We start from the raw sequence: 14,140 nt of genomic DNA, 5'->3' as shown, positions 1-14,140 counted from the left end.
ACTTCCGTGTTCAAACGTCTGGGCCGACTCGGCCTCGCCGCCCTGACCCTGGCCACCGCTCCCTTGCTGGCCGACGACGATGCCCCGCAGGCTCGGGAGCGCTGGCACCAGGCCATCGATCAACGCTATGGCGTCCTCGTCGACGCGAGCGAACGCCTCGAAGCCAGCGCGGACCGGTTCTGCGAGCAGCCCGACACGTCGCATCGCCGGCGGCTGACCCAGGACTGGCTGGAGGCTTACCAGGCCTGGCAGGCCGTGCGCTTCGTCGACTTCGGTCCCATCGAGCAGCAAAGCCGTGCCTGGCAGCTCCAGTTCTGGCCCGATCGCAAGAACCTGGTCGGACGCAAGATGCAGGCCTGGCTCGCGGCCGACCAACCGCCTTCCGCCGAACAGATCGCCGACGGCAGCGTTGCTGCCCAGGGATTTCCTGCCCTCGAGTACCTGCTCTTCGATGACGCCATGCAGGATGACGAGGCCCTGACCCATCCCGTCGCCTGCGGCCTGATGCGGGCCATCGCCAACCACCTGGCGGATGGCACCAGCGCCCTACGCCGCGATTGGCAACGTTTCGGCGACCACTATCGGCACACCGCCAGCTATACCGGCGCCACCCTGCACGGCGCCCTGCTGGCCCTGGAGACCCTGGAGGACAAGCGCCTGGGCAGTCCCATGGGGCTGACCGGCGGGGCTCCCAACGGCTATCTGGCCGAAGCCTGGCGCAGCGGCCGTTCGATTCGCCTGATCGAGGGCACCCTGCACGGGCTGGAAGATACCTTCCTCCCGGGCCTGAAGACGCTGCTGGCCAGACGCGGAGAAGCCGCGCTGGCCGACGACTTCCGGGAAGCCCTGGACCGGACACGCCGTCGAGCCGCCAAGATGTCGTCCGGGCTGGCCCCGGCGCTCGACGACGGCGCCGCCTTCAGCGAATTGCAGGGACTCCATGTCCAGATCGGCCAGTTGCGCCATCAGCTCGAGGAGATCGGCGGCACCCTGGGGCTGGCGAGAGGCTTCAACGCCAGCGACGGGGACTGACGCGATGCGCAGGCGAGAACTTCTCAAGACGGTCGCCGGGCTCGGGGCCTTCGCCCTGCCTGGTCTGGGATGGGCCCTGCCGGGCTGGCCTCGGGCGAGCTGGGTGTTCAGCGCCGTGGACGATACCGAGGGTCGCCATTATCTCCAGGCCGTCTCGATCGAGGCGGGACGCGCCTTTCGCATCGCGGTCCCGGAACGCTGCCACGGCGGCTGCCTGCGTCCCGGCAGCACCCAGGCGGTGCTCTTCGCCCGGCGCCCGGGCCGTTCGCTGCATGTCATCGACGGCGATGCCCGAGCCGAAGTCGCCCGAGTCGATGCCGGCCCCGGGCACCATTTCTACGGCCATGGCGTCTTCGAGACGAGCGGACGCTACCTCTACGTCACCGCCAACCGCATCGAAGACGCCGCGGGACTGGTGCGCGTCTACGACGCCGAACGAGACTATGCACATTGCCATGACCTGCCCCTGGATGGCATCGGGCCTCACGAACTGCGCCTGATGCCGGACGGCCGCACCCTGGCCATCGCCCTTGGCGGCATTCGTACGCATCCCGATTATGGCCGCGCCAAGCTCAATCTCGACGTCATGGCGCCGGCACTCATGCTGTTGGACCGCGAGAGCGGCGAGATAACGGCTCGCCACGCGCCCAGCCACCACCAGCTCAGTTGCCGACATCTCGATGTGGCCACCGACGGCACCGTGATCGCCGGCTATCAGTACCAAGGGGCGGAATGGGAACGGCGGCCCTTGCTCGCACGCTTGTCCCCTCAAGGCGACTTCACCGAGATCGAACTGCCCGGCCCGCTCACCGACGAGCTGCGCCAGTACACGGCCAGCATTGCTATCGCCCGGAGCACACCCCGTGCGCTGATCACCGCCCCGCGCGGTCACCGTGTGCTATTGATCGACAGCCGGGATGGCCGGCTACTGGCCAGCCACCACCTGCCGGATGCCGCTGGCGCCCGCTGTGACGGACAGAGCGACTTTCTGGTCTCCTCTGGCCGCGGCGGTCTTTACCGGGTTGGCGGCGACGGCAGCGCACCACAGGCTCTCGAATCACTGGCCATCCGCTGGGACAACCACCTGACCTGAACGCCCCCGGCACCCTTGCGCTGGGCCAGCATCACCGTACGATACCGCGCCGTCTCAGTTCGTCGATCTCCTCGACGGAAAGCCCCATCTCGGCGAGCACGGCGTCGCTGTCCTGGCCAAGCACCGGCGGCGGTGTATCGCTGGTGGCGCTTCTACCATCGAAGCGCAACGGGTTGGCCACCTGGGGCAGGCTCTGGCCCTGTCGCGAGAGCTCCCGGTACAAGCCACGGTGACGAACCTGGGAGTCGGCAAAGGCCTCGCTGAGGGTATTGATGGGACCGGCCGGGATGCCCAGCGCCTCCAGGTCGGCGAGCCAGGCATCACGCCCTCGCGTCAGGAAGACCGAGGCAATCTTCGGCACCAGCACATCGCGATGCGCCACCCGGGCGGCGTTGGTGGCGAAGGCCGGATCCTCGGCCCATTGCGGATGCCCCAGCAGGTTTGCCAACCGAGCGAACTGGGTGTCGTTGCCCACCGTCAGAACCAGGTGGCCATCGGCGCAGGCGAAGGCCTGATAAGGCACGATATTGGGGTGGGCATTGCCGTGACGCACGGGATCTTCCCCCGTCACCAGGGCATTCAAGGCCTGGTTGGCCAATGTCGCCAGCTGAACGTCGAGCAACGCCACGTCGATGTGTCGCCCGACACCGGTCGCGCGACGCTCGTGGAGCGCGGCCAGTACCCCGATGGTCGCGTAGAGGCCGGTCATCACATCGGTGATGGCCACGCCCGTCTTCATCGGCATGCCATCGGGCTCACCGGTCAAGCTCATCAACCCGCCCATGGCCTGGATCATGAAATCGTAGCCGGCCCGTCCGGCATAAGGGCCGTCCTGACCGAATCCAGTGATCGAACAGGCGATCAACCGCGGGTTGCGCTCGCGCAGGCTTGCCGGGTCCAGCCCGTACTTGGCGAGACCGCCGACCTTGAAGTTCTCGAGCAGCACATCGGCCCCGGCGGCCAACTCCCGAACCAGTGCCTGCCCCTCTTCGGTGGCGATATCCACGGCCAGCGAACGCTTGCCACGATTGGCAGACAGATAATAGGCGGCCAGCCGCTCGGCGTTTGCCCCGCCTTCCCACCAAGGCGGCCCCCAGCCTCGGGTATCGTCCCCACGCTCGGGATGCTCGATCTTGATGACTCGGGCACCCATGTCGGCGAGCAACTGGCCTGCCCAGGGGCCGGCCAGCACCCGTGACATGTCCAGCACCACCACGCCTTCCAGCGGTCCGCTCATGTTGGTTCCTTGCAGAATTGCAAGAGAAGGTCTCTTGCCAACGTCAGAAGAGGCATCGCTCACCGGTCTCAGGTTTCGAACAGTCGGTGAGCGAAGGCAGTTTTCAGACAATGCCTAACCGGTGAAGGCCTGCAGGCCGGTCTGCGCCCTGCCCAGGATCAACGCATGCACATCGTGGGTGCCCTCGTAGGTATTCACCGCCTCGAGGTTCATCACATGGCGGATCACATGATATTCGTCACTGATGCCATTGCCGCCGTGCATGTCCCGGGCCTGGCGGGCGATGTCCAGCGCCTTGCCGCAGTTGTTTCGCTTGATCAGCGAGATGACCTCGGGCACCAGCTGGCCTTCGTCGATCATGCGCCCGGCCCTCAAGGCGGCCTGAAGCCCCAGCGCGATCTCGGTCTGCATGTCGGCGAGTTTCTTCTGGATCAACTGGTTGGCGGCCAGCGGGCGACCGAACTGCTTGCGCTCCAGGGTATAGTCGCGCGCGGCGTGCCAGCAGGCCTCGGCCGCGCCCATGCTGCCCCAGGCGATACCGTAGCGAGCTCGGTTGAGGCAGGAAAACGGCCCCTTGAGGCCGGTCACGCCGGGCAACCGCTGAGCGTCGTCGACCTCGACGTCCTGCATGGCGATCTGGCCGGTCACCGAAGCACGCAGACTGAACTTGCCCTCGATCTTGGGCGCCGACAGGCCTTCCATGCCCCGTTCGAGGATGAAACCGCGCACCAGGCCCTCGTCATCCCTCGCCCAGACCACGAAGACATCGGCGATCGGCGAGTTGGTGATCCATGTCTTGGTCCCGTTGAGCCGCCAGCCGTTCTCGGTGCGTGTGGCGCGTGTGGACATGCTGCCGGGGTCCGAGCCGTGATCCGGCTCGGTGAGGCCGAAGGCGCCCACCCATTCGCCACTGGCCAGTCGAGGCAGGTAGCGGTCCTTCTGGGCCTCGCTGCCGAAGGCATGGATGGGGTACATCACCAGGCTGGACTGCACGCTCATGGCACTGCGATAACCGGAATCGACCCGCTCCACTTCGCGGGCGATCAGTCCATAGCTGACGTAGTTCATGCCCGCGCAGCCATAGCCGTCGATGGTGGCGCCCAGCAGGCCCAGCTCGCCCATCTCGGTCATGATCTCGCGGTCGAAGCGCTCGTGCCGATTGGCCTCCAGCACCCGAGGCAGCAACTTGTCCTGGCAATAATCGCGGGCCGTCTGCTGGACCAGCCGCTCCTCCCCGTCGAGCTGGTCGATCAGGCGGAAGGGGTCGTCCCAAGTGACGGGAGTGATCTGGCTCATAGGGCGCTCCAAAAATATCTACATTTTTATATAATGTAGATTGAAATGCCGCCACTGCCAACCCCGGAACGCCCCTTTCCGCGTGGCGACGCGATCAGGCGTCGTCCTCACCGGCCCGGTAGAGTGTCTGGATGCTGGAGAAGTCCAGCCCGCCATTGCCCTGGGCACTGTGCAGGGCAAAGAGGTTGCGCGCCTGAGAGCCCATGGGCACGCCGGCACGCGTCTTGAGCGCCAGTTCCCAGGCCAGTCCCAGGTCCTTGGCCATGAGGTCGGTGAGAAAGCCGCCCTGATAGTCCCGGGAAGCCGCTGAGCCTTCCATCACGCCGGGCCAGGGGTTATAGACATTGAGCGCCCAGTTGCCGCCGCTGCTCTGCTTCATGATCTCGGAGAGCACCGCCGGATCCAGGCCGTTTTTCACGCCGAGCGCGAGCGCCTCGGCGGTCCCGCTCATCAGGATGCCGAGCAGCATGTTGTTGCAGATCTTGGCCACCTGGCCGTCACCGATCCGGCCGGCATGGAAGATATTGCGCCCCATGCACTCGAGCACGGGCCTGGCCTGTTCGAAGCCCGCCTCGTCACCGCCGACGATGAAGGTCAGCGTGCCGGCCTTGGCGCCACCGATACCACCGGATACCGGCGCATCCAGGTAGGTCAGGCCACGCTCGGCGGCCGCCTCGCCGACGACGCGGGCATCGTCGGGCGAGATGGTCGAGGCATCGATGATCAACGGCTTGTGGCCGAGAGAGTCGAGCAGGCCCTGGCTGTCGGCGCCCAGATAGAGTCCTCGAACGTGCACGCCGGCGGGCAGCATGGAGATGACCACCTCGGCTTCCGCGCAGGCCGCCTCGGCACTCTCGGCACGGCGCGCGCCTTCCTTCTCCAGCGCCGCCATGGCGCTCTCGACGAGATCGAAGACCACGACCTCGTGGCCAGCCCCGACCAGGTTGGTGGCCATGGGCGTGCCCATGTTACCGAGTCCGATGAAGGCGATTTTCATGGCACTGCTCCTCGATCATTGGTGAGTCTTTTATTGGATTCGTCCGCCAGTTCCAAAGCACTGTCTTAAAAGTCGACGGAAGCGCTACCTTAAAAGTCGGCGAGCGAAGTGGGCTTTCCCGGCGCCCACTACCGTTGAGCGTTTGAAATGCGCTCTTATTGGATTCTCTGCCCAACTCCCAGATCCCTCAGGGGATGATGTTCGTCATCCCAGGGCGACCTCATGAGTGCCTGCACCTCCGCCTCCGGCACACTGGCCACATCACGATGGGACCAGCGGGGCTGCTTGTCCTTGTCGATCAACAGCGCCCTCACCCCCTCGGCGAGATCGCCGCGATGGCAACATTGCACCGACAGCGCCAGTTCGTCGCGGAAGGCATCGGCCAGGCTGCCATGACGATGGCGTTCCAGCATGCGCCACACCAGATGCGCGGTCAGCGGACAGCCGGTTTCCAGCCTGCCCCGGTTGGCGGCCAGCCAAGCATCGTCACGATCATCGGCCAGCAGGCGATCCACCGCCTCGACCACGTCGCTGCGATCGACCATGGCCTGGAGATGGTCGCGATGTCGCCACACTCGCCCTTCGGGCGCTTGCTGGCGATCCTCGAAGCGATCGAGCACCTGCATCACGGTACGGCGGCAGGTCGGCACCTCGCGTTCGCCATAATCGGCCTCGGTCAGGGCCCTGAGCAGGTCGTCGCGACGCTCCCGCGGCACGAAACGATCTCCCAGTCCCAGGTCCAGCGCATCGCGGGCATTGAGCTGGGCGCCAGTCAGGCCGAGATAGGCGCCGATGCCCTTCGGCATGCGTCCCAGGAACCAGCTGGCACCGATATCGGGGTACAGGCCGATGGTGATTTCCGGCATGGCGATGAGCGTCGTCTCGGTGACCAGCCGCTGGAAGCCGCCGACCATCAGGCCGAGGCCGCCGCCCATGACGATGCCGTCGCCCCACACCAGCAAGGGCTTGGGATAGGTATGGATGCGATGATCGAGACGGTACTCGGCAGTGAAATAGGTCGCAGGGAAATCCGACTGGCTCGTTTCCTGAAGGGCGCGATACAAGGCCACCACATCGCCCCCGGCGCAGAAGGCCTTGTCGCCACTGCCCTCGAGCCAGACGGCCACCACCCCGGGATCCACCGCCCAGGCATCGAGCTTGTCGGCCACTAGCTGGATCATCTCCAGCGACAAGGCGTTCAGGGCCTTGGGCGCGTTGAGCCTGGCCACGCCGATACGTCCGCCGCCACGCGTGGGCAGTTCATCGAAGCAAACCGCGAGGTCCGTCATCGCTGTTCTCCTGGTGTCCGGTTATTGAAGCGACTCGATGACGCCATCGGCCAGCAGCCGACGAGCGGCGATCAAGCGCATGATCTCGTTGGTTCCCTCGAGGATCTGGTGCACGCGGGTGTCGCGCACCAGGCGCTCCAGGGGATACTCCCGGATGTAACCATAGCCGCCATGCAACTGCAGGGCCTCGTTGCAGACATTGAAGCCGACATCGGTGGCGAAGCGCTTGGCCATGGCGCAATGCGCGGTGGCCTCGGGGTCGTTCTGGTCGAGCCGCCAGGCGGCGTGGCGAACCATCAACCGGGCGGCAGTCAGGTCGCTTGCCATGTCGGCAATCTTGAACTGCAGCGCCTGAAAGGAAGACAGCTCGCGTCCGAACTGCCTGCGCTCGGCCAGGTAGTCCCTCGACAGCGTCAACGCCTGCTGGGCGGCCCCCAGCGAACAGCTGGCGATATTGAGCCGGCCGCCGTCCAACCCTTTCATGGCGAACTTGAACCCCTCGCCCTCGTTGCCCAGCCGATGGCCGACCGGCACGCGCACGTCGTCGAAGCTGACCAGCCGCGTGGGCTGACTCTTCCAGCCCATCTTCTCCTCGTTCTTGCCGTATTCGATGCCCTCGGCATCCGCCGGCACCAACAGGGCCGAGACACCACCCGCCCCGCTGTCCGGCTCGCCGGTGCGGGCCATCACCACCAGCACTTCCGTGGCACCGGCACCGGAGATGAACATCTTCGAGCCGTTGATGACATAATCATCGCCATCCCTGACCGCCCGCGTCCTGAGGCTGGCGGCATCGGAGCCGGCTCCAGGTTCGGTCAGGCAGTATGAGCCCAGCGCCTCACCAGCTATCATGGCCGGCACATAACGCGTCCGCAGGGCGTCGTCGCCCCAGCTCGCGACCATCCAGGTCACCATATTGTGAATGGTGAGATAGGCGGTCGTGGATACGCAGCCCTGGGCGAGCTGCTCGAAGATCAAGGAGGCCTCGAGCCGCGACAGGCCGAGCCCGCCGTGCTCTTCGGGCGTATAAATGCCGAGGAAGCCCGCCTCACCCGCTCGACGGATCACGTCCACCGGGAAATGCGAGTGTGCGTCCCACTCCGCGGCATGCTCGGCCAGCTCGGCCCGGGCGAAATCGGCGGCGGCGTCGGCCAACGCCTTCTGGTCTTCGGTCAGCGCAAAATCCATGGGGAACCTCTCGTCGAACGGCAGTGGCATGCGGGGTCGGTGATGAATGCCCACCATGCCGAAAACCGGCTTTCCAGCCTTGGCGAGGCATCAACCTAGCACTTGCTAGGTTTATCCCATATCACCCCATGGTCGAACAAGCACTTTACGTTAACGTAAACCTCGTCTAGGGTTGCCAAACGAGGCGGGAAAGCCGCCCGGCTACAGGAAATGACGTCATATGAGTCGATCGCCATCTCAGGATCTCGATGAACATGCCGATGCCTTGCCTCGGCAGCAACGTACTTACAGCATCGGTGAATTGGCCAGAATGTTCGAGGTAACTCCTCGCACCATCCGCTTCTATGAACAGGAAGGCCTGCTGGCCCCCTCACGGCAAGGCCAGAAGCGCATCTACCGTGAAAAGGACCGCGTCCGGCTCAAGCTGACCTTGAGGGGCAAGCGTCTGGGCTTTTCGCTGGCGGAGATCCGCGAGGTGGTGATGATGTACGACGCCATGCCCGACGGTAACGCGCGCCAGCTCAAGCGCCTGCTCGAGATTCTCGAGGAGAAGCGCGCCAACCTCGACCGTCAGATGGAGGACATTCGCCTGATGCGCCTGGAGATCGACGACGTGGACCAGCGCGCCCGGGACGTCCTGCGGCAACTGGGGGAAACAAGCTGAAAGCTAGATCATAGCTGGAAGAGCGCCGCTTCGCGGCTGGAAGCTAGAAGCTGGATGAAAAACCCATTCCCCTCTACCCCAAGTTCTGGTCATGGGGTTACTTCCGGCTTCAAGCTTCCGGCTTCACGCTAATAGCGGCATCGCCACGATCCAACAACAAAAGGAGCCGCCATGTCAGGCCACATCAGTTATGTCAGCGGTATCAGCGACACACCCCTGAAGGGGCAGACCATCGGCGACTGTTTCGACGATACCGTAGCCCGCTTTCCCGAACGCGATGCCCTGATCTGTCGCCATCAGCAACTGCGCTACAACTGGCGCAGCCTGCAAGACGCCGTCGACCGTGCGGCCCGTGCCTTGACCGCTCTAGGCGTCGAGAAAGGCGACCGAGTGGGCATCTGGTCACCCAATTGCGCCGAATGGACCATCACCCAGTTCGCCACCGCCAAGCTCGGCGCCATTCTGGTCAACATCAACCCGAGCTATCGCACTCACGAGCTGGAATATGCCCTTCGTCAGTCGGGAACCTCGACGTTGATCCTGCAGGGTGCCTTCAAGGGCTCGGACTACGTCGCGACCCTGGCCGAGCTGGTGCCCGAACTCGAGGACGCCGGAAGCGCCTCCTCGCTGCACTCGCAACGCCTTCCCGAGCTGGCACGGGTCATCTGTCTCGACGATGAGCGCGCTCTGCCCGGCATGTGGCGCTGGTCAGCCATGCTCCAGCGCGCCGACGAGGTCTCCGTCGAACGCCTGGCCGAGATCCAGGCCAGCCTGGACTTCGACGAACCGATCAATATCCAGTACACCTCCGGCACCACCGGCGCGCCCAAGGGCGCCACGCTTTCCCATCACAACATCCTCAACAACGGGTTCTTCGTGGCCCGCACCATGAAGCTCGACGAAACCGATCGGATGGTGATTCCGGTACCGCTCTACCACTGTTTCGGCATGGTCATGGGCAATCTCGGCTGTGTCACCCACGGGGCCGCCATGATCTATCCCGGCGATGGCTTCGACCCTCTCGCCACGCTCGAGGCCGTCAGCGAGGAAGCCGCCACCGCCCTCTACGGCGTCCCCACCATGTTCATCGCCGAGCTGGAGCATCCCGAGTTCGAACGCTTCGACCTCTCCTCGCTGCGTACCGGCATCATGGCCGGCTCCATCTGCCCCATCGAGGTGATGCGGCGAGTCATCGAGCGGATGCACATGCAGGAAGTCACCATCTGCTACGGCATGACCGAGACCAGCCCGGTGAGCTTCCAGACCCAGACCGATGCGCCGCTCGAGAAACGCGTGACCACGGTGGGCACCATTCACCCTCACCTCGAGGTGAAGCTGGTCAGCCCGGACGACGGTGCCGTGGTACCGCGAGGCGAACCCGGCGAACTCTGCACCCGCGGCTACAGCGTGATGCTCGGCTACTGGAACAACGCCGAGGCCACCGCCGAGTCCATCGATGCAGCCGGCTGGATGCACACCGGCGACCTTGCCACCATGGACGACGAGGGCTACGTGGCCATCGTGGGCCGCATCAAGGACATGATCATCCGCGGCGGCGAGAACATCTACCCGCGGGAGATCGAGGACTTTCTCTACACACACCCAGCCATCTCCGACGTCCAGGTCATCGGCGTGCCCGATGAAAAGTACGGCGAAGAGATCATGGCCTGGGTCAAGTTGAGCGAGGGTGAAACCCTCGACGAGGAAGGACTCAAGGCGTTCTGCCAGACACGCATCGCCCACTTCAAGGTTCCCCGCTACGTGAAGTTCGTCGACGAATTCCCGATGACCGTCACCGGCAAGGTCCAGAAGTTCAAGATGCGCGAGGAAGCCGTGCATGAGTTGGGGCTCTGAAGCTTGAAGAGCGCCGCTTCGCGGCTGGAAGCTGGAAGTAACCCCAAGGCCCAAACCAAACGGACCAGGTGGGGAGGCAGCTGATTTTTCTTCCAGCTTCAAGCTTATCGCTTACAGCTCCAGGCCGTGCCCGGGCACGGCCTGGTTAGTGCTCCCTCGTATGATTGAAGCGCACATCCGGCCAGCGCTCCTGGGTCATCTGCAGGTTGACCCGGGTCGGGGCAATGTAGGTGAGGTAACCGCCGCCGTCGATAGCCAGGTTGCCGCTGACCTTGCGCTTGAAGTCCTCCAGCATCTTGGGATCGTCGCACTGGATCCAGCGCGCCGTCTGCACGTTGATGCCTTCGTAGATGCAGTCGACCTTGTACTCTTGCTTGAGACGATGAGCCACCACATCGAACTGCAGGGTACCCACCGCACCGAGGATCAGGTCGTTGTTGTCCAGCGGCATGAACACCTGAGTCGCGCCCTCCTCCGAGAGCTGCTGAAGCCCCTTCTGCAAGGCCTTCATCTTCAGCGGATCCTTGAGGCGCACGCGCTTGAACAACTCCGGGGCGAAGTGAGGAATGCCGGTAAAGCGCATGTTCTCGCCCTGGGTGAAGGTATCGCCGATCTGGATGGTGCCGTGGTTGTGCAGGCCAATGATGTCGCCCGGCCAGGCCTCCTCCACATGGCTGCGATCCGAGGCCATGAACGTCAGGGCGTCGGCGATCTTCACATCCTTGCCGATCCGCACGTGCCGCATCTTCATGTGTCGTTCGTACTTGCCGGAACACACCCGCAGGAAGGCTACGCGGTCGCGATGGTTGGGATCCATGTTGGCCTGGATCTTGAAGACGAAGCCGCTGAAGCTGCCGTCCTCGGCCTCGACGACTCGCTGGTCGGTCTCGCGGGGCTGCGGGGACGGGGCATACTCGACGAACCCGTCGAGCATCTCGCGCACGCCGAAGTTGCCCATGGCTGTGCCGAAATAGACCGGCGTCAGCTCGCCCCTCAGATAGGCGCCGTGATCGAAGGTGTGGGACGCCCCGCGCACCAGCTCGACCTCCATGCGCAGTTCCTCGGCGGCATCCTCACCGAGGACCTCGTCGACCTCGGGATTGTCGAGCCCCTCGATCCGCTTGTCTTCGGGGATACGGTTGCCCTGCCCCTGGGTATAGAGGTGAATCACGTCATTGTAGAGGTGATAGACCCCCTTGAAGTGACGCCCCATGCCGATCGGCCAGGTCATGGGAGCACACTGGATGTTGAGCACCTCCTCGACCTCGTCCATCACCTCGATGGGGTCACGGATGTCGCGGTCCATCTTGTTGATGAAGGTCAGGATCGGCGTCGTGCGCAACCGGCACACCTCCATCAGCTTGATGGTGCGGTCCTCGACACCCTTGGCGCCGTCGATCACCATCAAGGCCGAATCCACCGCCGTCAGGGTGCGGTAGGTATCCTCGGAGAAATCCTCGTGCCCCGGCGTGTCGAGCAGGTTGACGATGCGCCCGCCATAGGGGAACTGCATCACCGAGGTGGTCACGGAGATGCCCCGCTCCTGCTCCATCTTCATCCAGTCGGAAGTGGCATGACGATCGTCCCGCTTGCTCTTCACCGACCCCGCCATCTGAATGGCATTGCCGAACAAGAGCATTTTCTCGGTGATGGTGGTCTTGCCCGCGTCGGGGTGCGAGATGATCGCAAAGGTACGTCGAAGCCCGGTTTCATGGGCTTGCTTGGCGTCTGTCATTACAACGTGGCTCTACTTTGTACTTGCCCCTGTACTCCAATCCGAAAGCAGCCAGGCGAGTATGGATGAGGAATGCGCCGATTGTACCGGCAAGCCCGAGCCGGTGCTACGCTGCACCGAGCAGCAGACGCAATTCTCGTATCACTGCGCGGCGCCCAACCCACGGACAGGAGCCCACAATGCATCGACCCGGCCGGCAAGATGTGATGCTTGCCTTCCTGCTACTCCCGTTATGCGGCTCGCTTGCCGCCTGCGCCCCCGAAGCCACAATGCCGGAGCCACAACCAGCGCCTGCCGCCGCGACCACCCCCAGGGGCGGCGTTTCCGCAGGCGACCCCGCCTCGATCAGTGAACGCTACTTCCATCGGCTCGAGACAGGGGCATTCGATCAGGCCTATGACATCTGGGCCACGGACACCCCGACCCACGAGGGCGGACGCGATCTCTTCGCGACATCCATGCTTGCCTACCAGTCATTCGACGGCGAGGTGACGGGCGCTGCCCGGACGGAAGGCGCGGCGGGAACCCTCTATGCCAAAGTCCCGATTCGCGTATCGGGCACACGACGTGGCGAGCCGTTCTCGCATGCAGGCACGATGACGCTGAAGCGCTGCAACGATGTACCGGGCTGCAGCGAGCAGGCCCGGCATTGGCGCATCCACGCGATCGACCTGGATCGCGAATGACGCGCCCACCCAGCCGGTTGACGCGACCTGCGTCCGCACCGACACCAATCGCTCACGCCACGTCAGCGTCTCTCGATGCCCCTTGATGCCTCGTTGCCTTCCTCCCGACTCAGCACACCGACGACCTTCTGCTCCCGCGTCCACTTGCCCTGGGGCTTGTCGACATACTGGAAGCGTTCGTTGGTGAAGCTGCCCTGCAGGCAGAAGAAACGATAGGAGGCGCTGTCCACCGACGCGATATCCAGCACCCGATTGAAGACGCCGGGCCCGGTCATGTCGAATACGCCGCACTCACGGTTACCGGCGATATTGTCATCGATCGCCTCGCACACGGCCTTCAATTCGGCCGTTCCTGGCCGACTGGCGATGAAGTAATTGGTCAATCCGCCCTTTCGGGAGCGCACGAACAAGGCCTCTCTCTCGGCCCCCAACACCCGGTCCAGCGGCCAGGTCAGATGGGCGTCGATGTCCATGTAGACGCCCCCTTGGGCATGCAGCACCAACACCCGCCAGAAATCCGCCTGGGCGGCACCGATCTGGAGGCGTGAATAACGTCGCAGCACATCGGCCGGATAATTCGCCTCGATGAAGTCGGCACGCGCCTCGGTCGAGACGAAGCGATACTCGAAGGTCGGCGCCATCAAGCGGTTGCAGAGATAATTCAGATAGACCGGCAGCGTCACCCGGTTCGTGAAGTTCGTCTGCCACAGGGTTCTCGGAATGACGGAAGGGCGGCGCGGCTGAATCAGGGGCGCGGCCTGTGCCGGCAGGGTGAAGCGCTTGTCGGGCAGCAACCAGTGAAAGGGATAGCTCAGCAGCTTGAAGACATTGCCCGTCAGCTTGATCAGACGACCGACGACGTGTCTCGACAACATGGCCCCGGCAAAAGGCGAATGCCTTGTCATGTCGTCGGCTCCCCATTGGCAAGGTTCTCGTTCTTCACTTTCCCTCTCCCTGGACGTCTCGCAGCGGCACTTCGGGCAGAGCTGTCACACCCCCGGAATACCGATCGGTCCCGGGGCATCCGGAATGGGCGAGCACCCACTCACGACCTGCACCCCGAGGACGA

General features: G+C 64.2%; 12 protein-coding genes. 5 read left to right on the top strand and 7 right to left on the bottom strand.

Going from position 1 to position 14,140, the window contains the following annotated elements; all coding sequences use genetic code 11:
- Window positions 1-6 precede the first annotated feature (6 nt).
- Complete coding sequence (locus HSDC_RS02390) at window positions 7-1,032, top strand: imelysin family protein (RefSeq protein WP_064698315.1); 1,026 nt, start codon at window positions 7-9, stop codon at window positions 1,030-1,032.
- A 4-nt stretch (window positions 1,033-1,036) separates the two neighbouring features.
- Window positions 1,037-2,125 (top strand): DUF1513 domain-containing protein, encoded by a 1,089-nt coding sequence (locus HSDC_RS02385; protein ID WP_064698314.1) that lies wholly within the window; start codon window positions 1,037-1,039, stop codon window positions 2,123-2,125.
- Window positions 2,126-2,156: 31 nt separating this feature from the next.
- On the opposite strand, the gene HSDC_RS02380 is transcribed toward HSDC_RS02385, so the two are convergent.
- The 5 genes from HSDC_RS02380 to HSDC_RS02360 form a co-directional block, all read right to left on the bottom strand.
- A complete protein-coding gene (locus HSDC_RS02380; RefSeq protein ID WP_064698313.1) occupies window positions 2,157-3,362 on the bottom strand; it encodes a CaiB/BaiF CoA transferase family protein in 1,206 nt (401 codons plus the stop codon).
- Window positions 3,363-3,476: 114 nt separating this feature from the next.
- Window positions 3,477-4,658, bottom strand: coding sequence for an acyl-CoA dehydrogenase (locus HSDC_RS02375; RefSeq protein WP_064698312.1), 1,182 nt, complete (start codon window positions 4,656-4,658; stop codon window positions 3,477-3,479).
- Between the two features lie 94 nt (window positions 4,659-4,752).
- Window positions 4,753-5,655, bottom strand: coding sequence for a 3-hydroxyisobutyrate dehydrogenase (gene mmsB / locus HSDC_RS02370; protein ID WP_064698311.1), 903 nt, complete (start codon window positions 5,653-5,655; stop codon window positions 4,753-4,755).
- Between the two features lie 155 nt (window positions 5,656-5,810).
- Window positions 5,811-6,944 (bottom strand): enoyl-CoA hydratase/isomerase family protein, encoded by a 1,134-nt coding sequence (locus HSDC_RS02365; protein WP_064698310.1) that lies wholly within the window; start codon window positions 6,942-6,944, stop codon window positions 5,811-5,813.
- Window positions 6,945-6,965: 21 nt separating this feature from the next.
- Window positions 6,966-8,132 (bottom strand): acyl-CoA dehydrogenase family protein, encoded by a 1,167-nt coding sequence (locus HSDC_RS02360; protein WP_064698628.1) that lies wholly within the window; start codon window positions 8,130-8,132, stop codon window positions 6,966-6,968.
- A 220-nt stretch (window positions 8,133-8,352) separates the two neighbouring features.
- Between HSDC_RS02360 and HSDC_RS02355 the strand changes: the two genes are divergently transcribed.
- Complete coding sequence (locus HSDC_RS02355; RefSeq protein WP_064698309.1) at window positions 8,353-8,796, top strand: MerR family transcriptional regulator; 444 nt, start codon at window positions 8,353-8,355, stop codon at window positions 8,794-8,796.
- 171 nt (window positions 8,797-8,967) lie between these two features.
- Window positions 8,968-10,650 (top strand): AMP-binding protein, encoded by a 1,683-nt coding sequence (locus HSDC_RS02350; protein ID WP_064698308.1) that lies wholly within the window; start codon window positions 8,968-8,970, stop codon window positions 10,648-10,650.
- Window positions 10,651-10,795: 145 nt separating this feature from the next.
- On the opposite strand, the gene HSDC_RS02345 is transcribed toward HSDC_RS02350, so the two are convergent.
- On the bottom strand, window positions 10,796-12,385 hold the full coding sequence (locus HSDC_RS02345) for a peptide chain release factor 3 (RefSeq protein WP_064698307.1): 1,590 nt from the start codon (window positions 12,383-12,385) through the stop codon (window positions 10,796-10,798).
- Between the two features lie 179 nt (window positions 12,386-12,564).
- Between HSDC_RS02345 and HSDC_RS02340 the strand changes: the two genes are divergently transcribed.
- Window positions 12,565-13,071: a hypothetical protein gene (locus HSDC_RS02340; protein WP_064698306.1), complete on the top strand. Its 507-nt coding sequence runs from the start codon at window positions 12,565-12,567 to the stop codon at window positions 13,069-13,071.
- 62 nt (window positions 13,072-13,133) lie between these two features.
- Here HSDC_RS02340 and HSDC_RS02335 read toward each other — a convergent pair whose 3' ends face one another.
- A complete protein-coding gene (locus tag HSDC_RS02335) occupies window positions 13,134-13,976 on the bottom strand; it encodes a glycosyltransferase family 32 protein (RefSeq protein ID WP_064698305.1) in 843 nt (280 codons plus the stop codon).
- Window positions 13,977-14,140: the final 164 nt, after the last annotated feature.

Source organism: Halomonas caseinilytica (assembly GCF_001662285.1).
Classification (GTDB): Bacteria; Pseudomonadota; Gammaproteobacteria; order Pseudomonadales; family Halomonadaceae; genus Halomonas; species Halomonas caseinilytica.
Note: the sequence above shows the minus strand (reverse complement) of the source record. Positions and strands in the feature narration are given on the sequence as shown.